This is a genomic window from Mycobacterium sp. FW102-FHT13B02, assembly GCF_058790275.1.
Genome location: NZ_JBYTCM010000009.1, coordinates 22,708 through 44,635, shown reverse-complemented (window position 1 = coordinate 44,635; position 21,928 = coordinate 22,708). Strand labels below are relative to the sequence as shown.

Below are 21,928 nucleotides of genomic sequence, written 5' to 3'. Positions count from 1 at the left end.
GGGAATCCGCCTGGCAATCTGTCGCAGTATGACAGCGATGAGCAGCCGTTTCCATGCTTCACATCCAACGAACAGTGTTCGTGACCGATGTGTTGCACAGTTGTGTGGTAAAGCGCGCTACCCGACACGCCCGCTCAGCGAATGCGCTCGAGCAGAACCCAGTTGAGTACGGGGACCGCGATCTCGACAACGATCAGCAGCACATAGAAGGCATGTGGCACCCCTGTCTGCCAGATCGCAAGCAGCCTGGCCAGGCCGCCGGCCAGGAACAACCCGCTCAGCACATGCACCAGCGCCGACCGTCGGGCAAGGTCGGCGGCGGCCCAGATGAATCCCCCACCGAAGCCGATGAAGAGCGTCGCGTAAAACCGCAGTTCGCTGTCAATAGTGGCGTTGACCAGGCCGCCTGCGATAATCGATGGTGGCCCGAACACGAGGTGCACGATCCCGATCGCTATACATGCGGCACCGAAGACTCTCAACCACCACTTCGTCACCATGCCCCACCACCGCTATTAGACTTCATCTAATAGAAGGGTATCGGGCCCGCACGGCCACGGTCAACAGGTGAATTACAGTGCCTAAATGGCACGGAGTCGGTTGACCCCCGACCAACGCCGAGATCAGATCCTCGATCTCGGAATGGCGGCGTTCTCGGTCACCCCTTTCGAACAGGTATCGATGGAGGACATCGCGGCCCAGGCCGAGATCTCACGGGCCCTCATCTACCACTACTTCCCCAGCAAGAAGGAACTGTTCGCCGCGCTTTGGGCCAGGGCCCACGAGCAACTGTCCGCGGGTTCGCGTTTCACCCCGACCGCCGCGGTGCGAGACCAGGTCCGCGCCGCGCTCGCCACCTACTACTCGTTCTACGAACGCAACTTGACCTTGGTCATGATTGCCAACCGCAGCGCCATTGCGGCCGATCCGGTGGTGCGCGACCCGATCACCATGGAACTCAACGGCCTGCGTGACCGCATCGTGGACTCGCTGGACCTGACCGCAAATGGCCGCGACGTGATGGCTGTCGCGCTGTCCGGCTGGCTCGCACTGGTCCGCGAGATCGCACTGGAATGGCTTGGGCTACAACAAATCTCTCGCGATGCCGCCGTCGACCTGTGCATGTCGGCACTTGACGGCCTGGTGGGCCCGCACGCCGATCTGGACCAGCTACCCCGTGGGGTCACCGGTCCAGCGACGGCGCGCTGACTACTTGTGTCCGTTGCCGGTATGCGACATCACGCCGAGAGTCGTCCTGGTCGCGAGCGAATTGTTCGTGATCTGAGTCGGCGACATGGTGGTCTGCATCGGGGTGCTCGTGCCGTTGGCAGTGGTCCGCGCACATGCCGTGTCGTATTGCGACGGCGCACCCGCGCCTTGCCGGGCACTGTTGTAGGCCTGTCCGCCGGTGCCGCCGAGCGGGCTGTTGATGCCGCCTTCGTTGAACACCGAGCCCGGTGCCGTTGCGGAGTTACCCGGCGTACCGCCGCCGGCGGCTTCGATGTCCTGACAACTGAAGTTGTGGGTGGTGTTGTCGGCGAATGCCGGCGTTGCCATGCCGATCAGCGCGGCACCTGCCATGCAGCTTGCTGCCATCAGTGTGCGCATCATGCTCACCTACCTCGTTCCCATCGGATATGTCGCTGATTTCGCGGCGCGCATCATCGAGCGCCTACCTCAGTGACACGAGGCCCGAGTCGGTCGACGTTCAACGTTCGACGGCACAAGGCGCCCACGGAATTTGTCGTACCGGGCCGTACTGGTTGACTCTCCCGATGAAACCGGCGTCGGGCCGGCAGGTACAGGCAGGGAGGCCGCTGGGTGGCACTGAAAGTGCTGTTCTACTCACCGCGAATCGCGCCGAACACCGGCAACGCGATCCGGATGGTCGCCGCCACCGGCGCCGAGCTGCACCTGGTCGAGCCGCTCGGCTTCGACCTCTCCGAGCCGAAACTGCGTCGCGCCGGGTTGGACTACCACGATCTGGCGTCGGTGACGGTCCACCCCAACCTGCCGGCCGCATGGCACGCACTCATGCCGGCGCGGGTATTCGCCTTTACCGCGCACGCCAATTCGTCGTTCGCCGACGTGACCTATCAAGCTGACGACGTCTTGATGTTCGGACCCGAACCCACCGGCCTGGACGCCGAGACGCTCGCCGACCCACACATCACCGGTCAGGTCCGGATTCCGATGATCCCGGGCCGGCGGTCCCTGAACCTGTCCAACGCCGCCGCTGTCGCCGTGTACGAGGCGTGGCGTCAGCTCGGCTTCGCCGAGGGCATCTAGGCCGCCGGAACTACGGCTTCCGGCGCGAAATCGTCGAAATCACGCGAGAAACCGCAGTTTCGGCGATGAAAAACTCACCAGGCGTCCCAGTGCGCGAGCTGCTCGGCCGGCAGCCGCTGGGCCTTCTTGAAATCGGTGCCCTTGGTGTAGGCGATGGGGAACAGTCCGCCCTGCGTGTATCGCTCGAACGGAATGCCCAGGAGCTCGGCGGCCTGCCGCTCCCCGTCGCCCAGCAGGTGCAGTGTCGTCCACGCCGAGCCGAGACCGCGCGAGCGCAGTGCGAGCATGAAGCTCCAGACGGCCGGCAGCAGCGAGCCCCAATACGAGGCCTGCATGCCGGCTTCGGCGCCATCGGGCCGCCCCTCGAGGCACGGGATCATCAGCACGGGCGCCTTCTCGAAGTTCTCGTTGAGGTACTCCGCCGAACTCTTCACCGCGCCGGCCCGGTCGTCGCGCATATCGCCGCGCTGCGGAGCCTCCATCGCCAGATACGGGGTGGCGTTGGTCCGGTAGATCTCGGCCAGCGCCTTCTTCTTGGCCTCGTCCTCGACGAAGACGAACTGCCAACCCTGGTTGTTCGAGCCGGTCGGCGCCTGCAGCGCCAGATCCAGGCACTCCATGATCACCCCGCGCGGCACGGGCATCTCGAAGTCGAGTCGTTTGCGCACCGAGCGGGTGGAGGTCAGCACTTCGTCAGCGGTGAGGTTCAGCGTCATAGCCGCACAGTACCGCCATCAGAAATCCAGCGATTCGCACCGCGGCCGGGCCGGCGGCGATGATCACCGAACAGCTTATGGCGCAATGATTTTCAGTCTCCAGGAGCGACGGCGCGGCACACCATGCCGACCAGCGTTCGGCAAAACTGCTCGTCCACCGGCTCGTGAGTGAGCAGCAACCGCATGTTGATGGGCGCCAGCAACATCTGCAGGACCATCCGCGAATCAAGGTCGGCGCGCATTTCGTTACGGGCGACGGCCCGAGCGAATACGTCTTGCATCGTCGACGCCCGGCGTTGCCATACCTTCTGGCGGATGTCGATCCGCATCCCCGAGCGATTCGGAATCACCAGCGCGCTCTGAATCCGGCGCCCCGACTCCGAATTGAGGTACGCGGCCATGGCCATCACCAGGATCGTCAGATCGCCGGCGAGAGACCCGGTATCAGGTGGCCCCACCGTACGTCCCGGCCAATCGAGCAGCACGTCAAGTAGCAGCTCTTCATCGTCGGGCCAATGTGCCGCAATGGCCGTTCGATCGATACCGCTTCGGGCCAAAAGGCTTTCCACGCTGAAACGCTCGATGCCCCACTGGGTCACCTCATCCAATGCAGCGGCAAGGATCTGCTCACGCGTCGCATCCGGGACGGTCCCCGAATCGTCCACAGCGCCTCCCCGACACGTGCGTCAATAATCGACACAGTGATACCACAACGCGTCGCGACCGCGCCGACGTTGTTGCGCGCTTAGTGCCGAGGCAGCTTGGTCACCGCACGCACGATCGGCACCAGCGACTTCTGCCACAGCGACTTCGACAGACCGAATGGCGGGTCCAGGTTGAGCACCTTGGACGTCGAAATGGTCTGGGATTCGGTGTATTTCAGCAGGCCTTCGGCGCCGTGCCGGCGACCGACACCCGAAATTCCCATGCCACCCATGGGTGCGCCGAGACTCCCCCAGGCCAGGGCGTAGCCCTCGTCGACGTTGACCGTGCCGGACCGCAGGCGGGAGGCGATCTGCTCGCCCTCCTCGATGGAGGCGGCCCACACACTGGCGTTGAGCCCGTACTCGGTGTCATTGGCCTTGGCGATGGCCTCGTCGACGTCGGCGACCGGGTAGATCGACACCAGCGGACCGAAGGTCTCGTTGTTGGCGCATTCCATGTCGGAGGTGACGTCGGTGAGCACGGTCGGCTCATAGAACAACGGACCGATGTCGGGGCGGGCGTTGCCACCGGCAATCACCTTGGCGCCCTTGACCTTCGCGTCGTCGACGTGGCCGGAGACGGTCTTGAGCTGACCTTCGGAGATGAGGCTGCCCATGTCGACACTGAAGTCGTAGGCGGTGCCGAGCTGCATCTTGCGTACCTGGTCACCGAACTTGCGGGTGAACTCGTCGGCGATGTCGCGCTCGACGTAGATGCGCTCGATCGAGATGCACAGCTGACCGGCGTTGGAGAAGCAGGCCCGAGTGGCGGCCTTGGCCACCTTGTCGAGGTTGGCGCCGCGGGCGACGATCATGGCGTTCTTGCCACCGAGTTCGGCGGAGAACCCGATGAGGCGACGGCCGGCGTGCTCGGCGAGGTGGCTGCCGGTGGCCGAGGAGCCGGTGAACATCAGGTAGTCGCAGTTGTCGGCGATCGCGGTGCCGACCACCGAGCCCGGCCCGGGCACCACTGCGTACAGGGCGCGCGGCAGGCCAGCGCGGTAGAGCAACTCGGCACAGGCCAGCGCGCAGTAGGGAGTCTGGCTGTCCGGCTTGAGCACAACCGCGTTACCCGCGAGCAGGGCGGGCACAGCATCGGACGCGGTCAGAGTCATCGGATAGTTCCACGGCGAGATGACGCCGACGACGCCCTTGGGCTGGTAGGCGACGGTGGTCCGGTTCAGTCCCGGTAGCAGCGGCGCGACCCGGCGGGGCTTGAGCAGCTTGGCCGCGACCTTGGCGTAGTAGTCCGCATTGGCGAACAGGTCGATGATCTCTTCCTGGGCCGCCCACCGCGCCTTGCCGGCCTCGGCCTGCAGCAGGTCCATCAGGAATTCGCGGTTCTCGAGCACCAGGTCGCGGTAGCGCGCGATCACCGCGGCCCGCTCAGCAACCGGCCGCTTGACCCAATCACGCTGGGCGGCACGGGCTTTGACGAAGGCCTTCTCGGCATCCTCGGCGGTCGCGACCGGGATGGTGGTCAGCGCTTTGCCGGTGAACACCTCGTCGATGGTGCGGGTCGGCCGAGCATCGAGGTCTTCGATGGCGGCCAGTTGACGGAGACGATCGAAAACCTGCGCTGACGGTGCGGGCATACTGGCTCTCCTGGGTCGGTCGAGGATGCGCGATAATTTTGCGGTACCGGCGGTCTCGGTAACACTACGCGACAGCGTGCGGCTGCCATAGATCCAGCTTTTTACAAAACGGGCATTATGTCAATGAGATTGGCAAATTTACCCACTTCGTCTGGTCCCGGGCCAGTCATCAGAGTGATTCGGCTGGCGCTGTGCCACCGAGATCGACGAATTGGTCGCCGATGCGCCTCAAGAGCAACCATTTCGTCAATCTCGACACGACACAGGCATCAGACGCCTCGCCTCACCGGAAGTCCCGTGACTTGGCCGCCACCCGCAGGTCCAGCCGGCCCATCCGGTCCGCGATCACGGTGACCGCCCCGCTGGCGTTCTGCACGATGCCGCGCACCAGCAGCGCCGGCGCGGTCTGCGCCAATTTGCGATGTCTGGACCACACACCCGGTGCGCACAACACATTGACCATGCCGGTCTCGTCCTCCAGGTTGATGAACGTCACCCCCTGCGCGGTGGCGGGACGCTGCCGGTGCGTCACCGCGCCGGCCACCACGATGCGGGTGCCGTCGGGCACCTCCAGCAGCCGGTTGGCAGGCACCACGTCCAGTGCGTCGAGGTCCTCCCGCAGGAACTGAGTCGGGTAACTGTCCGGCGAGATGCCCGTGGCCCACACGTCGGCAGCCGCCAGTTCCAATTCCGTCATGCCGGGCAGCGCCGGAATGCCACCGGCCGACCCGACACCAGGCAACCGGTCGGGGCGTTCCGCAGCCGCCGCCCCGGCCGCCCACAGCCCCTCCCGCCTGGTGATGCCGAAGCACCCCAGCGCGCCCGCGGTCGCCAACGCCTCGGCCTGCGGCACCGACAGTTGCACCCGCCCGGTCAGGTCAAGCAGAGAAGTAAACGGCCCGCCCGCTTCTCGCTCGTCGACGATGCGCTGTGCCAGCTCATCTCCGATATGCCGGACCGTCCCCAACCCCAGCCGCACCTCGGTGCCGCGGTTCTCGCACGTCGCATACGCCAGGCTCGCGTTCACGTCCGGTCCGTGCACCAGCACCCCGTGCCGTCGGGCGTCGGCCACCAGCGACTGCGGCGAATAGAAGCCCATCGGTTGGGCCCGCAGCAATGCCGCACAGAACACCGCGGGGTGGTGCAGCTTGAACCACGACGAGGAGAACACCAGCGCCGCGAAGCTCAACGCATGGCTCTCCGGGAAACCGAAATTGGCGAAGGCTTCAAGCTTTTCGTAGATCCGTTCGGCGGTCGGGCCGGTGATGCCGTGCAGTTCCCGCATACCGTCGAAGAATCGTCCGCGCAGTTGCCGCATCCGTTCGGTTGACCGTTTGGACCCCATGGCCCGGCGCAGCTGGTCGGCCTCGGCCGGGGTGAAACCGGCGCAGTCGACGGCCAGCTGCATGAGCTGTTCCTGGAACAGTGGCACCCCGAGTGTCCGGTCCAACGCGGGCTTCATCGACTCGTGTTCGCAGTCCGGCTTTTCCAATCCGTTGTGCCGCCGGATATACGGGTGCACCGAGCCGCCCTGAATCGGACCGGGGCGGATCAGCGCCACCTCGACCACCAGGTCGTAGAACCTCTTGGGTTTCAGCCGCGGCAGCGTGGCCATCTGAGCCCGGGACTCGACCTGGAACACCCCCACCGAGTCGGCGCGCTGCAGCATCTCGTACACCGCGGGCTCGGTGAGGTCGAGCTTGGCCAGATCCACCTCGAGGCCCATGTGTTCCCTGGCCAGGTCGATCATGTAATGCAGAGCCGAGAGCATGCCCAGCCCCAGCAGGTCGAACTTGACCAAACCGATTGCCGCACAGTCGTCCTTATCCCACTGCAGCACACTGCGGTTCTCCATCCGCGCCCACTCCACCGGGCACACATCGGCGATCGGCCGGTCGCAGATCACCATGCCACCAGAGTGAATTCCCATGTGCCGCGGCAGATTTCTGACCTGCAGTGCCAAGTCGATCACTGCCTCGGGAATCTCCTCGACGTCCGGAGAGTCGGCCAGTCCGTTCCACCGGCTGATCTGCTTGCTCCAGGCATCCTGCTGTCCCTGCGAAAAACCCAGGGCCCGGGCCATGTCCCGCACCGCGCTACGGCCGCGGTAGGTGATGACGTTGGCCACCTGCGCCGCGTAGTCCCGGCCATACTTCTCGTAGACGAACTGGATGACGTTCTCGCGCAAGTCCGATTCGATGTCGATGTCGATGTCCGGCGGACCGTCGCGCGCCGGGGACAGGAACCGCTCGAACAGCAGCTCGTTGGCCACCGGGTCGACGTTCGTGATACCCAGCGCGTAGCAGACCGCCGAGTTGGCGGCCGACCCCCGGCCCTGGCATAGGATGTCACTGTTTCGACAGAACTCGGTGATGCTGTGCACCACCAGGAAGTAGCCCGGGAACTCCAGCTGCTCAATGATTTTCAGCTCGTGCTCGATCTGGCGGTACGCCTTCTCCTTGTCCGCATCCGGCTTCCAGCCGTAGCGACGGGCCGCCCCGTCCGCCACCAGCTCGCGCAGCCAGCTGATCTCGGTGTGTCCTTCCGGCACGTCGAACGGTGGCAATTTCGGTGCGATCAAACGCAATTCGAATGCGCACTGCTCCCCCAGCTCGGCGGCCTTCGTGACCGCCCCTGGGTGGTGGGCGAACAGCCGGGCCATCTCCCGTCCGGACCGCAGATGCGACCCACCCAGCGGAGCCAGCCAGCCTTCGGCCTCATCCATCGAATTGCGGGCGCGGATGGCTCCCATTGCCATCGCCAGCTTCCCCCGCGATGGCGCAGCGAAATGTGCGGCGGTGGTGGCGACCACATCGAGGCCGAACCGCGGCGCCAGGCCCGCCAGCGTCGCATTGCGTTCGTCGTCGAGTGGGTGTCCGTGGTGGGTCAGTTCAATGGTCACCCGGTCCGCGCCGAACCTGTCCACCAGGTCGGCCAGCGCCTTGTCCGCAGCGTCCGCGCCACCCGCCGACAAGGCCCGGCGCACATGTCCTTTACGGCAGCCGGTGAGGATCTGCCAGTGCCCGCCGGCGGCCTCGGTGAGGCTATTCAGGTCATAACGGAGCACGCCCTTCTCGCCGCCGGCCAGATGCGCCCGGGCCAGCTCCCGCGACAGCCGCCGGTATCCCTCGGTCCCGCGGGCCAGGACCAGCAGATGCGGACCGGGTGGGTCGGGCAACTCGGTACGCGGAGTGTTGCTGAGAGAGAGCTCGGCACCGAAAACCGTTGCCATGTCGAGTTCTTTGGCAGCCTCGGCGAACCGCACGACGCCGTAGAGTCCGTCGTGGTCGGTCAGTGCGATGGCCCGCAGATCCAGCCGGACGGCCTCCTCCACCAATTCCTCCGGCGTGCTGGCGCCGTCGAGAAAGCTGTACGCGGAATGTGCATGTAGCTCGGCATACGGCACCGATGTTGCCGGCCGGGCCGGACGGTCCACCGGTTGATAGTCACCACGCTTACGCGACCACGCCGGGCTGTCACCACCATCGGCCGGCGTCTCCGGAGAAGCACCGGCCACCCGAGGTTTACCCTCGAGCACCCGCTGCATCTCCGCCCAGCTCGGCGGACCGTTGTGCCAACCCACCACATCAGGATATTCGAAACTTTGTTCGAACACCAGGGGCGTGGAATCTGCGGGAACTCGGGCGATCCCCATCCGACTAGATCTCCGGGGACGTCGGAGAGGGACGGAAGATGGCCACGCTGAGGCACTTGGGCAATCTGGAACGCGAGGTGATGGATCACCTCTGGGACGCGGATGGCCCACAGACCGTTCGCGAGGTCCACCGCGCCATCTGCGCGGAGCGCAAACTCGCGTACACCACCGTCATGACAGTCCTGCGCAGACTTGCCGGCAAGGGCGTGGTCCGGCAACTGCGCGAGGCTCGTGCGCACCGCTACGTCGCATCGCACAGCCGCGATCAGCTGGTCGCCGGCCTCATGGTCGACGCGCTCGGGCAAGCTGCCGACCAGAGCGACCGGCATGCAGCGTTGGTCCACTTCGTCACGCAGGTCGCGGCCGACGAGATCGATGTTCTTCGGCGAGCGCTCGCCGCCGTGGACCGCTATTCATCCGGAACCAACAGCCCCGCAATGAATTTGACACCCAAGCTCAGCGCCTAGCGGATCGAATTCATCTCAGGTCACCGAGCAGGCCTTGTTCGACCCCGCCCTGAGCCAACTGATACCTCTGCAGCAATTCTTGAGGGAGGCGCCCGCGACTACCGACCTCGTGGCCGTTCATCCGCAGCCACTCCCGAGCTCGCTGATGGGGTGATTGCGCCTTGTCAGCCTGCGACTGTTCTGCGGGCCCGGTCCTACGCGCGGACCGACGGCTCGCCTTGCTGGCCGCCCGGATATACGGCTCCAAGCAGTCCCGCATCCGCACCGCGTTCGCCTCGGACAGATCGATCGCATACGTGACCCCATCGAAGGAAAACTCAAGCGTCGTCGCAGCGAGTGAGCCATCCAGATCGTCGGTCCACGCAGTTGAATACAGTTTCGCCACCGGAACACCCACCTCCACGCCACGGCGCCCTGCATTGTTTCCCCCAAAACAAGCTAGCGGAGCGGTCGGAGCCGAACTACGCGCTTTGGCCTCTTTTATCTCAGCCGAACGCGTGGTATGGCCCGAAAGGACGCTGTCCCTAGAAGTCGTCGGGCACGCCCGGTGCGACGGGCCAGCTGAACGCCACTGCGGTCCGGTGCACCGAACCCGGGGTCATCTCTTCGACGAGACCCGCGTTCGCCAGCGCCTGCAGGTTCACACCGCCCAGGTAGATGGCGCCCAGATCCCGCGCCGAGATAGCGATGTCGGCTGGCGCCGTGGACATTTCGCATTCAGCACCATCGGGTCCCCCAGATAGACGCCACCGGCCGCTGTTCCACGGGCAGAACTCGTCGGTGACATCCAGCACCACGTCGACCGGGGCGGCGTAGCTGCGCAACGTCAGGGCACGACGCACGTCGACGAGCCGTACGTAGATGCCGTCCCTGACTTCGCACGCCAGGGCACGCCGGTCGGCCACCAAGCTGAGCAGCGGCTCATCGACGGCGGCACCGTCGTACTCGACCGTCCTGACCAGATCCATATCGAGGAGATAGCGCCAAATCCTGGCGTACGCATGGTGATTGGTAGCCAGCACTTCCTGAATCCACAGTCCACCGTTGGGCTGGCCACGATCCGTCCAGTTGTTCTTGGGCCGGTAGATGGCGAATCCGCTGGCGGTGCCGTCGGCCTCGCGATGCAGGAGGAAGCGAATCTTGCTGGCTTCCTTGCGCCGTTCCTCGCTGTCGTGGATCCAGTGGTCCCACCACGGACCCGGTCGCTCCATCAAGCCGGGCCGCTGCACCACGGCTCGCTGATGAATCTCCGGCGCACTCGCCAGCAACGCCTCGGCGTCGACGTGGGTCACCGAACCGTCACCGAACTGGACCTCCCGGCGGAAGCCCAGTTCACGGACCTGGCCGGAAAGCTCCGCAATCGGCACCGCCATCCCGTAGCCGAAGCGCCCGTAGATCGAAGCCTCAGATGCGTACAACATGGCCAGCGCCTCGGTACCGCGTGCTCGGATGTCGTCGAGCTGGTGGCGCATCATCGCCGTGAGCAGGCCGCGGCGCCGATGGCTGGGTGACACCGTGACGGCGGTGACGGCCGCCACCGGTGCGATGCCACCTCCGGGCAGCGCGACGTGCTTGCGGAAAGCTCCGGCGGTGGCAACCCAGCTGGTGCCGTCGTGAAAGCCGAACATGCGGTCGTACTCGGTGAAGGCGCGGGCCAGGTCGATCTCGTCCTGCCGCGGATCCTGCAAGAACACCTCGTACGACGAGGCTGCGAACGAATCGTAGTCATCCCCATCGCTGACAGCACGCAGCGTCAAATCAGTCATGCCCCAACGGATATCACGAAGCCGTAGGACGAGTCATCTGAATTTCGCGGCGTCCGCGAGCCCTGGTCCGCCTCTGGTGCCGACGGCCGAATGCACCGCTTGGGTGTTTGCTCTGAGTATTACCTGAAGCGTCTATGTATCCACCGGGAAGTTCTCCCACACAAAGCCGTCGCGGTTTCGGCGGAGACCCAGTGGAGCGTGGACCGGAAAATGAGCGGTCAGGACCTTGAGACCCTCGTCAGCGCACCGGCCGAGCAGCGCACGGCGAGTCGCGATCGCTTGCACAGGGTCAGCGTCGGCGAAGAAGGGTAGGTCGGGAAACTGCGCCTGCATCGGATGATGAAGTGTGTCGCCGACGACCAGTACGGAGTTCTCCGGTGCGCTGATCTCGATCGCGAGATGTCCCGGCGTGTGGCCACCGGCGTCGATGGCGGTTACGCGCGTAGAGCCGCTGACGCAGATCTCATGACCGGCGTCGATGATCTTGTACTGTTCGCGCTCCAGGACCGGTAGCACGCTGTCGTGGTACACCCATCCCCCGTTTTCGGACCACCGTTGCACGGGAGACGATTTCCATTGGTCCGCAAGGTAATCGAGTTCAGTTGAGCGGAACAGGTATGTGGCATTCGGGAACGTGGGCGACCACACGCCGTCACTCAGGCAGGTGTTCCACCCGCAGTGGTCGGCATGCAGGTGGGTATTCACCACGATGTCGACGTCCCCGGGCTCGTATCCGGCCTGTTTGAGACGGATCAGATAGTCGGTGTCGAGCATGTGCAGGTCCGGAAACAAGGGTCGGTTCTTATGGTTACCCGAGCAGGTGTCGATGACGATTACGGTGCCGTCGAGTTCGACGATGTAGTTGTGGATGGAGAAGATCAGCTCGGTACCGTCGGCCGAGACGGCCACCGGCGCATACGTTTCCCGGGCGAACGCCTGCTGGTCGTCGCTGATGAGCGGGTACCACAGGCGCGGCGCGATTGGCCACACGTCCAGCTCTGTCAATTGGGTGATCGACGCGGCCCCAACGGCAAATGTGGTCACGGCACTAGGGAACGCGGACAGCAGGCGGCCTATTCCGTCTGTTTACTCCGGCAGCACACTGAGCGCGGGGTTCGACGACCGACAGCGATCTGCACCCCGTCGCGAGCCTGCGCCGAAATCCCGTTGAGGACTGTGGCGACGTAGTCGCCGAGGTGAGCCTGGCCTGCATCGGTCCGAAGTTGCCCAGCTCGTAGCGCGAGGCGCCGCGGCATTTGCCGACCATGTATGGCTACCTACCCGATCGGGTAGGTAGCGACCTACCCACGCGCACATTGGTCCGGACGGCGGGACGCCGTAGGCTACGGTGTATTACCTGGATCACAGGATGAGGAATGAGTCTGTGAGACTCGATGTGACGGCGCCCGCTCAGATCGCGGCGACGACGGCGGCGACGGCCCTGCCGACCCGGCTGTTGAAGTTCCATGCCCCTGAGATCGTCTTCGGCATCGACTCGATGGCAGAAGCAGCGCACGCCGCGGTCCGTCTGGGCGGACTGCGGCCGATGCTGGTCACCGACCCCGGCCTGATCGAGGCCGGTTGGGCAGCAGAGCTGGTCGGACATCTGCGTGCCCAGTGCGTCGAAGCGCACGTCTGGAGCGCTCTGACTCCGAACCCCAAAGACCATGAGGTCACCGCCGGCCACGAGTTCTATCGGTCGCATGGTTGCGACGTCCTCATCGCGCTGGGCGGCGGGTCGGTGATCGACGCGGCCAAAGGTATTGCGATCCTCGCGGCCAACGGCGGCCACATCCTCGACTACGCCGGAGTCGACAAGGCGACCGCGCCCATCCCGCCCTTGGTGGTGTTGCCGTCCACATCGGGCACCGGCGCCGACGTCTCTCAGTTCTGCATCGTCACCGATACGACGCACAACACCAAGATCACGATCCTGGGCCGGGCCCTGGTCCCCGACATCACCGTGATCGACCCCCGCCTGCTCACCACCATGCCCGAATGGCTCAATGCGGCAACGGGTCTGGACGCGCTGACGCACGGCATCGAGGCGTTCGTCTCTTTGGGACACAACCAGCTGACCGACCACCATGCCCTGCGGTCGGTCGTGATGGTCACCGAAAACCTGGTCACCACGATCGAGAGGCCGCAGGACATGCCGGCCCGGGTACTGATGGCCCAAGCCGCGCTGGAAGCGGGTCTCGCCTTCACCAATGCCATCCTGGGGGCCGCGCACGCCATGAGTCATCAGGTCGGTGGGCTCCTCGACTTGCCGCATGGCGTCATCAACGGCGTGCTGCTGCCCCACGTGGTGCGGTTCAACGCCGAGGCCGATCCGGCGCCCTTCGCCACCATCGCCACCTGCCTCGGAATCGCCGACAAGCGCGCTCCGGAACTGGAATCTGCGCTGGCACTTGCCGACCGAATCCAAGAGCTGGCCAGGCAGGTCGGCGTGCCGCGCGGGCTCGCCGAGTTGGGAGTGCGTGACGCCGACGTTCCCGTGTTGGCCCACAACGCACTTCAGGATGCATGCCTGACCACCAACCCCCGACCCATCGATGATGCGCAGCTGCGCGCCCTGTTCCGGGCGGCGTTGTGACCGCCCTGCCCGGCAATCCGGTGGCGCCGCAACGAGCGGCTGCGCCGGATCTGGACCAACTCACGGGAGTGCGATCCGGCAAAGGCACGTTCTATCCGGAATTCCGGGTGGCCGCGCAGCGCACCGAACGGGTGGTCGCAGCTCTCGACGCCATCTCCCGAGCTCTGGTACAGACCGTCAACGGGCCCGAGAATCTCGTGCGGGCCGTTGCGGAGGCGGCCCGCACGCATCTCGGCGCCGAATGGGTGCTGTTGGCGCTGGCCGACGGCGCCTTGCCGGAGGCACGACCGCGTCACCTCATCCTCGACGCCGATGGGCACGCGTACTCCTTCGAAGGGCTTTCGGGCACCAAACATCCGGTACCGCACCTTCCGGACGCGGTCCTGAACCGGCTCAACGACGTCCTTCGCGGCCGGCTTGCCCAGTTCCGGATACCAGTGATCGAAAGCCACCATTCACACGTCCCGATCGAACTCGACGGCGGCGTCGTCGGGGCATTCGCGGCCTGGACGCCACCACACCGCCTGCTCGACGGTATCGACGAAGCGGTGATGCGCATCCTGGCCAGCCAGACCGCGGTGGCGCTACAGAACTGTGAACTGTTTCAGCGTTCGCAAACCCTGCTGGCACAGTCCGAGGCACACAATGCACAGCTGCTGGCCACCCAACGCGAACTCGGTGCGGCACAACGCCACCAGGTACTGGACTCCGAGCGGCACCGGATCGCCAGGGAACTGCACGACAGCGTCACGCAAACCGTCCTGTCGGCAGGCATGCAGATCGAGGTGTGCCGCAGTGAGATCGAATCAGGTTCAGGCCCAGCAGGTCTGGTCGAACGGCTGGACACCGCCAAAACGTTGACCCGATCGGCGATCGACCAGCTCCGGTCGGCCATCTACGCACTCAACCATTCCTCCGACGCCGACCGATCCAGCCTCCCCGAGCTGCTCGAACAGCTCGCCACGGTGCACATGCCAAAAGATCTGCGGGTGACGCTGCGGGTCGACGGCGTCGTCGCCGAGCTGCCCAGCGCCGTCGAACGGAGCCTGCTTCGGATCGCCGGCGAGGCGCTGTTCAACACTGCCATGCACGGTCGCGCCACCCGAGCCATCGTGCGATTGAGCTACCGCTCCGGAGCGGTCGCCCTGTCGGTGTCCGACGACGGCACCGGCGACCCGGACAAACTCCGGCTGATGCTTCGGCTGGCCGATGTCGCCGACCTCGACGGACACCACCGAGGATTGGCGAACATGCTGGCACGGTGTCGCGAATACGGTGGCACCTTCACCGTCGGCAGGTCTCGCATCGGCGGCGTGCGGGTCGTCGCGACAATCCCGCAGGCACCAGAAGAAGCCTCAGGCGAAGGAGTCGTTTCATGACCGTTGACACCAGGACCGGGACCATCCGGCTGGCGCTGGTGGACGACCACGCCATTCTCCGCCAGGGGCTGCGTTCCTTACTGGAACGCGAGGACGATCTCGTGGTGGTTGGCGAGGCGTCCAGCGAACCGGAAGCGGTGGCCGTGGTCGCGGCGACGCTACCCGACGTGGTGCTGGTCGATCTCAAACTCTCGGCGGGTTCGGACTTCGAAGGATTGTCTTTGTGCGCCAAGCTTTCCGGCGCCCACCCTGACGTCGGTTTGCTCGTGCTCACCACATTCCTCGATGAGGACCTGGTGGTCCGCGCAGTGCATGCCGGAGCACGCGGATACGTGGTCAAGGACGTCGACACCACAGAACTGGTGCGGGCGATCCGCGCCATCTCCGCCGGGCAGAGCGCGTTCGACTCGCGCAGCGCAGCCGCCGTGGTCCGCTCGCTCAGCGGACGCGGCGAGCAACGCGACAAGCTCACCGACCGAGAGATCGAGGTGTTGCGACTGCTTGCGGCAGGGCTGTCGAATCACAAGATCGGTGAGCAGCTGTTCATCTCCGCGACCACCGCCAAGTTTCACGTCAGCAACATCATGCGCAAACTCGAGGTCAGCCGGCGGGCCGAGGCCGTATACGCGGCCAGTAAGCGAGGTCTGATCTAGGCCGACGATGCCGCTACCGGCATCGTCGGCCTAGAACGCCCTGCGCTGCTATGGATTTCGGTAGTCGATGACGATACGGCCGTCGATCTGTCCTCGCTCCATACGTTCGAACACATCATTGATGTCATCGAGACGCGCGCTGCTGATGGTCGGTTTGATCAGCCCGCGGGCGTAGAAGTCCAGCGCTTCGGCCATGTCTTGCCGGGTTCCGACGATCGACCCCCGGATGGTGAGTCCCTTGAGGACGATGTCGAAGATCGGCGCCGGGAAGTCGCCCGGGGGAAGTCCGTTGAACACGATCGTGCCACCGCGACGAGCCAGGCCGATAGCCTGACCGAACGCCTGCGGGTGCACGGCCGTGACCAGGACACCGTGCACTCCGCCCGTGGCCTGCTGTACTGATTCGACAACGTCAGCGGTACGGGCGTTGATGGCGACCTCGGCACCGAGTTTGGTGGCGAGTGCGAGTTTGGCGTCGTCGACATCGATCGCGACAACACGCAGACCCATCGCACGGGCATACTGAACCGCGATGTGGCCCAGCCCGCCGATACCGGAGATCGCCACCCACTGGCCGGGCCGGGTGTCGGTGACCTTCAGACCCTTGTAGACGGTGACGCCGGCGCACAGGATCGGCGCGATCTCTAGCGGGTCGGCGCCGTCGGGGATCCGCGCGGCATAGTCAGCGTTGACAAGCATGTACGTGCCGAAGCTTCCGTTCACGGAATATCCACCGTTGCGCTGACTTTCGCACAAGGTCTCCCACCCCGTCCGGCAGTATTCGCAGCGGCCACACGCCGACCACAACCAGGCGTTACCGACCTTGTCGCCGACCGCCAGGTCGACCACGCCCTCGCCAAGCGCTACGACCGTGCCATAGCCCTCATGCCCCGGCACGAACGGCGGCTGCGGCTTCACCGGCCAATCACCGTGTGCAGCATGCAGATCCGTGTGACAGACACCGGACGTCTCGAGCTTGACCAGGGCTTCGCCAAAGCCCGGTGTCGGCAATTGCATGTCGTGCACCTGCAGCGGCATGCCGAAGTCGGCGACGACGGCAGCCCGCATGGTGTCGGTGTGCCCTACCACGGTGTCGGTAGCCAGTGTCTGTGTCATTGATTCACTCCATTCGTGAGAACTGTTCCGGGATGAGGTTTTGAGCTTCCCCACGCGGGGCTGACGTTCTGGCCGGGATGAGGTGCGTGAAGCTCGTATCGCACAACACTATTGACAACCAGGGGCCGTCACATGCCCCGATCGGCCCGAGTACCGGCCCCACCCGGGTGGGTGCGAACTACCCATTCGGGCAGGGCCCCGGACGCACGAAGCCCTTGCGCAAAGACCTCACCGTGACGCCACTGACCCGCCATGATGAGTGCCGTAACCAGAAACTGTGAAGGTGGAGCAGGTGGCAACGAGCGAACATGAGAAGGACACGAACGCGGAAACCAAGCCCGAACGCCGCGGCATCATGCAGTCCCTCACCGCACTGTGTGTCCGCTACGTCGAGCGCCTGATGCCGGACCCTTACCTGTTCGCCGTCATCCTGACCGTCCTCGTCGCCACGATGGTTGCCCTTCTGGTGCAGGGCGCCACGCCCAGCGGCATGCTCAAAGCTTGGTACAGCGGCGTGTGGGGATCGCAGAACATTTTCACGTTCGCCTTCCAGATGGTGCTGATCCTCGTGACGGGCTACACGCTGGCGGAGGCGCCTGTCCTCAAACGGGCCATCGTCCACATCGCGAGTAAGCCGAACAACCAAGTCCAGGGGGCACTTCTGTGTTTCGGCGTCAGCGCCGTTCTGTCGCTGTTGAACTGGGGACTCGGCCTGGTCGCCGGTGCGCTGGTGGCGCGGCAGGTCGCGAAGCGTTTCGCCGACGCGCATTTCGGCTACCTGATCGCGGCTGCTTTCATGGGTTTCATCGTCTGGACGCAAGGGCTGTCGTCGTCCATCGCACTGGCGAACACCGACAGCGGCAGCCCGATCAACGTGATCCACAAACTGACCGGCGTCACTGTTCCGTTGAGCCAGACCATCTTCCAGCCCTACAGTTGGCTGTCGGTGATCGCGGTGCTGGCTCTGCTCGCGCTCGCGGTCTGGCGCATGGCACCGACGCAGAGCCTCGCACCCGACCCCGCCGTCTTCGAGGACGAGACTCCCCCTCCTTCGACTACCGAAGGAGGGAAGACCTTCGCCGAGTGGCTGGAAAACCTCTGGATCCTCAACGTCCTGGTGTTCGCCGCAGGCCTGGCCTACTTCGCGCTCAGTGGTTTTGCGCTGAACATTTCCTCGATGATCATGCTGTTCACGATCACCAGTGCGCTCCTGCATGGCACGCCGATCCGATTCATCCGAGCGTTCACCGGCGCCGCCAAGGTAGCCGGCCCGCTGCTGCTGCAGTATCCGCTGTACGGCGGCCTGGTCGGCCTGCTCGGTTATCAGGCGACGAAAGCCGACAAGCCGTTGCAGACGCTGCTGGCGGAGGCAGTCGTGAACGGCGCGACGGAGCACACTCTGCCGTTCCTGACCTTCGTCGGCTCGTTGATCATCAGCCTGTTCGTCCCGTCCGGTGGCGGGCACTGGGCGGTGCAAGGTCCCATCGCGGTCGATTCGGCGCTGGCGATCGGCCAGCATTCGCCGGCATATCTAGGACTGATCTCCATGGCGGTCGCGGTCGGCGAGGGTGTCGCGAACATGATCCAGCCGTTCTGGCTGCTGCCGTTGCTGGCGATCGCGAAGCTGAACGTCCGTCAGGTGATGGGTTTCACCGTCGTCGCGTTCCTGATCGGCGTGGTAGTACTGGGTGCCACCACTCTCATTGCGCCCCATGTGATCTGACGCGAGGGACGCGCTCACTCGTATTCGACGGGCAGCACACCTCGTTCGACGGCACTGACCAGTAGGGCATGGTCGGACTCCGTCTGGTCGGCGCACCGGCGGGCGAAGCCGCACAGTGCTTCGCTCACCCGGTCTGAATGCCCGAAATAGCCGGCGATCATCGACGCACCGCTGGTTCTGGCATGTCCCTTGGCCAGAAGTTGACCGACCACACTGGCGTAGCCAGTCAGCATCTTGCTGTTCAACTCGTCAAGCGGAATACGCCCCTTCATGTTTCGCAGCTGCCGGACGTAGAACTGGTGGCCGTCCACGGTGGTCCAACCCAGCAGCGGGTCGCTGACCGTCTGGAGACACTGCTGGTATTCGACGACGCGCTGCCCCTGGTGAATATGCCATGGCGATTCACCGTGCACATAGGGCGCCAGTACAGACCGCCGGGCTTGCTTGAGCTGAAGGAAGATGACGTCCTCGGGCGACGAGCCCTCCAGCAGTGCGACGTATGCGCGCAGACCGACGCTGCCGACCCCGACAACCTTCTGCGCCACGTCCAGCAGCGTGTAACCGCCGACCAGCCGACGCCAGTTCAGGGGCAAGGTCTCGAGATAGTCGTCCATCGCTTTCGCGAGCAAGGCCTCTTCCCGCGCCGGCAGCCGAGTGATCAACGGTGGCTCATCGACAATCTTTCGCTCTCCCGCGACCTCGTGAGTGAAGCGCGGCAACGCTCGGTCACCGGTGCGGCGCCGCGCCCGCTTCGCCGAGCGGGTGACAAGCCTTTCCAGAGGCCCGTCCGCTTCGGTTGCGAGACGGTCGACGCTGAGTCTGTTGAAAGCCCTGACGAACAGCGGCAGGTCGGCAAGCCGCCTCACCTCCTTGCGGTACGAGGTGACGCACGCCTCCACGGCGTCCCCACAGGCATCTTCCGACGCGTCGTTCTCGCGGCCGGCCACCCAGATGCTCGCCACCAGCCTGCGCAGGTCCCACTCCCAGCCGCCGGGGTGCGCTTCGTCGAAGTCATTCAGGTCGATGACCAGTTCTCGTTCGGGCGAGGCGTAGAACCCGAAGTTGCCCAGGTGCGCGTCACCACAAACCACCGGCATGATTCCTGTCGTCGGCAACTGCGCGACATCGTGGGCCATGACGACGGCGGCGCCACGCAGGAAACCGTACGGCGATGCCGCCATTCGTCCGACCCTGATCGGAACGAGCCGCTCGATGCGCCCCTGGTGACTTGCCTTGATCAGGTCCACAGGATCGGGCCGGCCGGCAGGCGGCGACCACCATGCCAGTGATCGCCGGGGCACCTTCTTGCGCAGCGCCCTCCCCAAGGCATACCGCTCGCCGCGCGTGGCCGGCGTCCGCAGCAGCGACCGGTACGTCTCGGTGCCGGTGCCGGTGACCACGGTGTGCCGGTCGGGAATCGCCGGATCGACAAGTGGCGGCGCGTCGTTCGTCCACGGCATATACCCGGCAGTGCGCCGGCCAAGCATGGCAAGGACTTGCAGTCCTAGTACCGCCGGCAGGTCCCGTGACCGGCCAACACACCGATTGCACTGGGAATCAACAGTGCGAAACCCCAGGGCACGGCTACCCAGAACGGCCAGAAGTAGCCGGCGCCGGTGGCGAGCCAGATCGCGAGGCACAAGAGGTTCACCACGACCCACGGCATCCACATGATCACGACCCACGTCGGAATCGATGGCCTCCGTTGTCGTTTCGGCGCACCACGCCCATCGGACCGTGGTAGGTCAGCGACGATTTCGGCGAGCTCGCCGCGGGTTTCCGCCTGGTAGAGCTGCTGCAGGCGGGTGTCGTACTCCGTCAAGGTCAGCCGTCCGTCGGTGACGGCACGGCTGAGCCGGCGGGAGACGACTTCGCGGTCGGCATCGCCGACCCGGATGTGAGTGTCCAGGGTGCCGGTCGCGGTGCTGCCGCCGGCGTTGCGCGACGCCTCGAAGAACGGGAAGTCCTCATGGTGGTGCATGGTGCAACTCCATTCGCCATAACGGTGTTATGGACATTCATAACACCGTTATGGCCTGGGGGCAAGGTTAATTCTCCGCGCCACGCCGGGGACACCGCGCGGAGCGATGGCCGACGACGGCCAGCGCGGCTGGACCGTCGGCGACCAGACGGCGCCGGTTCACTTTCCCCCAAGCGATCGATCTGCGGCACAATCGGATTGGAACATCGGCGCAGCCGTCGCGGTTGAGTCATGCACGGCGCCGGCCCGCAAAATCGGCCGACATGGATACCCTCGGATGAACCGGGCGAAACATGTTATTTGCCACACCGACGGACCGGCGCCGTCCTACTAGGTTTGGTGCGGCGGGCAGCGGAAGCGCCGATAGTATTTGGACTGTCGGCTCATGTGCGTGAGCCCCTCGGAGGTGACAATGACAAGCCAGCCAGTCCACGGAAGCGGCAATCCTGCCGCGGCGAGCTGCGCGGTCGAACAGAGCCAGATCGGCGCTGTCAGCGTGGTAGCAGTATCAGGAACGGTGGACATGCTCACCGCACCGCAGCTCGAATCCGCGCTCAGCACGGCGGCCATCGGCGCGGCCCAGGCGGTCGTCGTCGATTTGAGCGCCGTGGACTTCCTGGCCTCGGCCGGGATGGGTGTGCTGGTGGCGGCGCATGCGGAACTGGCACCGGCGGTGCGGCTCGTCATCGTCGCAGATAGCCCCACCACCAGTCGGCCGCTCAAGCTGGTCGGGATCGCTGACTTGATCGAGCTGTTCGCCACACGAGACGAAGCCCTCGCGGCTGTCACCGCCTAGAGCGGTCGTTGTCAATCGGAAGGTAGGTCGAGCGGGTCGATATGACGGAGCCGGACCAGTCGAGCAGCGGGGCACGTTTCAGCAAAACAGACGTGGTGGCAGTCCCCGAACATGCCGCATCCGTCCGTCAGGAGTTCTCCACTTGGTTGACGGGACACTTTGCGCTGGACCGGGTGAAAGCCAGCGATATCGTGCTCGCCGTCAACGAGGCGTTGGCCAACGCCGTGGAGGCCGCGTATGCCGATGCACCCGCGCCCGGTGTCATGCACGTTCGAGCCGACTTCGACCGTGAGGCGGGCCTGCTGACTGTCACTGTGACCGACGAAGGCACCTGGCGTCCAGCCGCCGCACAGCTCGCGAACTCTGCCCGGGGCCGCGGCATCCCGTTGATGCGGGCGCTGACGGACCACGCGTCGATCGAACCGACCGCTGCCGGCACCCAGGTGCGCCTGCAATGGGATGCCGTGGAAGCCGCAGCCGCCGGTGGATGAC

21 protein-coding genes are annotated in these 21,928 nt (G+C 65.1%); 9 read left to right on the top strand and 12 right to left on the bottom strand.

All coding sequences use genetic code 11. The features are described from left to right. Positions 1-134: 134 nt before the first annotated feature. A complete protein-coding gene (locus AC3WTE_RS17115; protein WP_492439295.1) occupies positions 135-500 on the bottom strand; it encodes a DUF4345 domain-containing protein in 366 nt (121 codons plus the stop codon). 85 nt (positions 501-585) lie between these two features. On the opposite strand from AC3WTE_RS17115, the gene AC3WTE_RS17110 reads away from it, so the two are divergent. Next, a complete protein-coding gene (locus tag AC3WTE_RS17110; RefSeq protein ID WP_492439294.1) occupies positions 586-1,209 on the top strand; it encodes a TetR/AcrR family transcriptional regulator in 624 nt (207 codons plus the stop codon). Here AC3WTE_RS17110 and AC3WTE_RS17105 read toward each other — a convergent pair whose 3' ends face one another. Further along, entirely contained in the window at positions 1,210-1,611 is a 402-nt protein-coding gene (locus AC3WTE_RS17105) for a hypothetical protein (RefSeq protein ID WP_492439292.1), read from the bottom strand. It abuts the gene before it with no gap. A 216-nt stretch (positions 1,612-1,827) separates the two neighbouring features. Here AC3WTE_RS17105 and AC3WTE_RS17100 point away from each other — a divergent pair, with 216 nt between their 5' ends. Then, positions 1,828-2,289: a tRNA (cytidine(34)-2'-O)-methyltransferase gene (locus AC3WTE_RS17100; protein WP_492439574.1), complete on the top strand. Its 462-nt coding sequence runs from the start codon at positions 1,828-1,830 to the stop codon at positions 2,287-2,289. A gap of 74 nt (positions 2,290-2,363) precedes the next feature. On the opposite strand, the gene AC3WTE_RS17095 is transcribed toward AC3WTE_RS17100, so the two are convergent. From AC3WTE_RS17095 to AC3WTE_RS17080, 4 genes are all read right to left on the bottom strand, one after another. Beyond that, positions 2,364-3,005 (bottom strand): nitroreductase family protein, encoded by a 642-nt coding sequence (locus AC3WTE_RS17095; RefSeq protein ID WP_492439291.1) that lies wholly within the window; start codon positions 3,003-3,005, stop codon positions 2,364-2,366. 92 nt (positions 3,006-3,097) lie between these two features. Beyond that, positions 3,098-3,670, bottom strand: a complete 573-nt coding sequence (locus AC3WTE_RS17090; RefSeq protein ID WP_492439289.1) for a TetR-like C-terminal domain-containing protein — start codon at positions 3,668-3,670, stop codon at positions 3,098-3,100. An 80-nt stretch (positions 3,671-3,750) separates the two neighbouring features. After that, positions 3,751-5,304, bottom strand: a complete 1,554-nt coding sequence (locus tag AC3WTE_RS17085; RefSeq protein ID WP_492439287.1) for a succinic semialdehyde dehydrogenase — start codon at positions 5,302-5,304, stop codon at positions 3,751-3,753. 283 nt (positions 5,305-5,587) lie between these two features. After that, positions 5,588-8,887, bottom strand: coding sequence for an error-prone DNA polymerase (locus tag AC3WTE_RS17080; RefSeq protein WP_492439285.1), 3,300 nt, complete (start codon positions 8,885-8,887; stop codon positions 5,588-5,590). A gap of 110 nt (positions 8,888-8,997) precedes the next feature. Here AC3WTE_RS17080 and AC3WTE_RS17075 point away from each other — a divergent pair, with 110 nt between their 5' ends. Further along, positions 8,998-9,426 (top strand): BlaI/MecI/CopY family transcriptional regulator, encoded by a 429-nt coding sequence (locus AC3WTE_RS17075; RefSeq protein WP_492439283.1) that lies wholly within the window; start codon positions 8,998-9,000, stop codon positions 9,424-9,426. Between the two features lie 10 nt (positions 9,427-9,436). Here AC3WTE_RS17075 and AC3WTE_RS17070 read toward each other — a convergent pair whose 3' ends face one another. From AC3WTE_RS17070 to AC3WTE_RS17060, 3 genes are all read right to left on the bottom strand, one after another. Then, a complete protein-coding gene (locus AC3WTE_RS17070) occupies positions 9,437-9,811 on the bottom strand; it encodes a histone-like nucleoid-structuring protein Lsr2 (protein ID WP_492439281.1) in 375 nt (124 codons plus the stop codon). Positions 9,812-9,950: 139 nt separating this feature from the next. Beyond that, positions 9,951-11,192: a GNAT family N-acetyltransferase gene (locus tag AC3WTE_RS17065; protein WP_492439279.1), complete on the bottom strand. Its 1,242-nt coding sequence runs from the start codon at positions 11,190-11,192 to the stop codon at positions 9,951-9,953. A 132-nt stretch (positions 11,193-11,324) separates the two neighbouring features. Further along, entirely contained in the window at positions 11,325-12,236 is a 912-nt protein-coding gene (locus tag AC3WTE_RS17060; RefSeq protein WP_492439277.1) for an MBL fold metallo-hydrolase, read from the bottom strand. A gap of 370 nt (positions 12,237-12,606) precedes the next feature. Between AC3WTE_RS17060 and AC3WTE_RS17055 the strand changes: the two genes are divergently transcribed. Genes AC3WTE_RS17055 through AC3WTE_RS17045 form a run of 3 tightly spaced genes read left to right on the top strand, consistent with a single transcriptional unit; the run spans position 12,607 to position 15,820 of the window. Then, the gene (locus tag AC3WTE_RS17055) at positions 12,607-13,788 is read left to right on the top strand and encodes an iron-containing alcohol dehydrogenase (RefSeq protein WP_492439572.1); all 1,182 of its coding nucleotides are present in this window, start codon (positions 12,607-12,609) and stop codon (positions 13,786-13,788) included. Beyond that, on the top strand, positions 13,785-15,167 hold the full coding sequence (locus tag AC3WTE_RS17050) for a MadS family sensor histidine kinase (protein ID WP_492439276.1): 1,383 nt from the start codon (positions 13,785-13,787) through the stop codon (positions 15,165-15,167). The genes AC3WTE_RS17055 and AC3WTE_RS17050 overlap by 4 nt, the downstream gene beginning before the upstream one ends. Further along, positions 15,164-15,820 carry a MadR family response regulator transcription factor gene (locus tag AC3WTE_RS17045; RefSeq protein WP_459366431.1) on the top strand — a complete coding sequence of 219 codons (657 nt, stop codon included), beginning with the start codon at positions 15,164-15,166 and terminating at the stop codon, positions 15,818-15,820. The genes AC3WTE_RS17050 and AC3WTE_RS17045 overlap by 4 nt, the downstream gene beginning before the upstream one ends. 48 nt (positions 15,821-15,868) lie before the next feature. Here the strand turns inward: AC3WTE_RS17045 and adhP are convergent, their stop codons facing one another. After that, the gene (adhP, locus tag AC3WTE_RS17040; RefSeq protein WP_492439273.1) at positions 15,869-16,936 is read right to left on the bottom strand and encodes an alcohol dehydrogenase AdhP; all 1,068 of its coding nucleotides are present in this window, start codon (positions 16,934-16,936) and stop codon (positions 15,869-15,871) included. A gap of 355 nt (positions 16,937-17,291) precedes the next feature. Here adhP and AC3WTE_RS17035 point away from each other — a divergent pair, with 355 nt between their 5' ends. Then, positions 17,292-18,659: a TIGR00366 family protein gene (locus AC3WTE_RS17035; protein ID WP_492439570.1), complete on the top strand. Its 1,368-nt coding sequence runs from the start codon at positions 17,292-17,294 to the stop codon at positions 18,657-18,659. A 14-nt stretch (positions 18,660-18,673) separates the two neighbouring features. Here AC3WTE_RS17035 and AC3WTE_RS17030 read toward each other — a convergent pair whose 3' ends face one another. Both AC3WTE_RS17030 and AC3WTE_RS17025 read right to left on the bottom strand, forming a co-directional pair. Beyond that, positions 18,674-20,119 (bottom strand): DUF2252 domain-containing protein, encoded by a 1,446-nt coding sequence (locus AC3WTE_RS17030; RefSeq protein ID WP_492439272.1) that lies wholly within the window; start codon positions 20,117-20,119, stop codon positions 18,674-18,676. A 44-nt stretch (positions 20,120-20,163) separates the two neighbouring features. Next, positions 20,164-20,640: a DUF1707 domain-containing protein gene (locus AC3WTE_RS17025; RefSeq protein ID WP_492439270.1), complete on the bottom strand. Its 477-nt coding sequence runs from the start codon at positions 20,638-20,640 to the stop codon at positions 20,164-20,166. Positions 20,641-21,052: 412 nt separating this feature from the next. Between AC3WTE_RS17025 and AC3WTE_RS17020 the strand changes: the two genes are divergently transcribed. Then, complete coding sequence (locus AC3WTE_RS17020) at positions 21,053-21,436, top strand: STAS domain-containing protein (RefSeq protein ID WP_492439268.1); 384 nt, start codon at positions 21,053-21,055, stop codon at positions 21,434-21,436. A gap of 41 nt (positions 21,437-21,477) precedes the next feature. Then, a complete protein-coding gene (locus AC3WTE_RS17015; protein ID WP_492439267.1) occupies positions 21,478-21,927 on the top strand; it encodes an ATP-binding protein in 450 nt (149 codons plus the stop codon). The last annotated feature ends 1 nt before the right edge of the window (position 21,928 follow it).

Excerpts from the sequence above, each read along its gene's own strand:
- AC3WTE_RS17115 (WP_492439295.1), bottom strand. The coding sequence starts at position 500 with ATGGTGACGAAGTGGTGGTTGAGAGTCTTCGGTGCCGCATGTATAGCG.
- AC3WTE_RS17110 (WP_492439294.1), top strand. The coding sequence starts at position 586 with ATGGCACGGAGTCGGTTGACCCCCGACCAACGCCGAGATCAGATCCTC.
- AC3WTE_RS17105 (WP_492439292.1), bottom strand. The coding sequence starts at position 1,611 with ATGATGCGCACACTGATGGCAGCAAGCTGCATGGCAGGTGCCGCGCTG.
- AC3WTE_RS17095 (WP_492439291.1), bottom strand. The coding sequence starts at position 3,005 with ATGACGCTGAACCTCACCGCTGACGAAGTGCTGACCTCCACCCGCTCG.
- AC3WTE_RS17085 (WP_492439287.1), bottom strand. The coding sequence starts at position 5,304 with ATGCCCGCACCGTCAGCGCAGGTTTTCGATCGTCTCCGTCAACTGGCC.
- AC3WTE_RS17075 (WP_492439283.1), top strand. The coding sequence starts at position 8,998 with ATGGCCACGCTGAGGCACTTGGGCAATCTGGAACGCGAGGTGATGGAT.
- AC3WTE_RS17065 (WP_492439279.1), bottom strand. The coding sequence starts at position 11,192 with ATGACTGATTTGACGCTGCGTGCTGTCAGCGATGGGGATGACTACGAT.
- AC3WTE_RS17045 (WP_459366431.1), top strand. The coding sequence starts at position 15,164 with ATGACCGTTGACACCAGGACCGGGACCATCCGGCTGGCGCTGGTGGAC.
- adhP (WP_492439273.1), bottom strand. The coding sequence starts at position 16,936 with ATGACACAGACACTGGCTACCGACACCGTGGTAGGGCACACCGACACC.
- AC3WTE_RS17035 (WP_492439570.1), top strand. The coding sequence starts at position 17,292 with ATGCAGTCCCTCACCGCACTGTGTGTCCGCTACGTCGAGCGCCTGATG.
- AC3WTE_RS17030 (WP_492439272.1), bottom strand. The coding sequence starts at position 20,119 with ATGCCGTGGACGAACGACGCGCCGCCACTTGTCGATCCGGCGATTCCC.
- AC3WTE_RS17025 (WP_492439270.1), bottom strand. The coding sequence starts at position 20,640 with ATGCACCACCATGAGGACTTCCCGTTCTTCGAGGCGTCGCGCAACGCC.
- AC3WTE_RS17020 (WP_492439268.1), top strand. The coding sequence starts at position 21,053 with ATGACAAGCCAGCCAGTCCACGGAAGCGGCAATCCTGCCGCGGCGAGC.
- AC3WTE_RS17015 (WP_492439267.1), top strand. The coding sequence starts at position 21,478 with ATGACGGAGCCGGACCAGTCGAGCAGCGGGGCACGTTTCAGCAAAACA.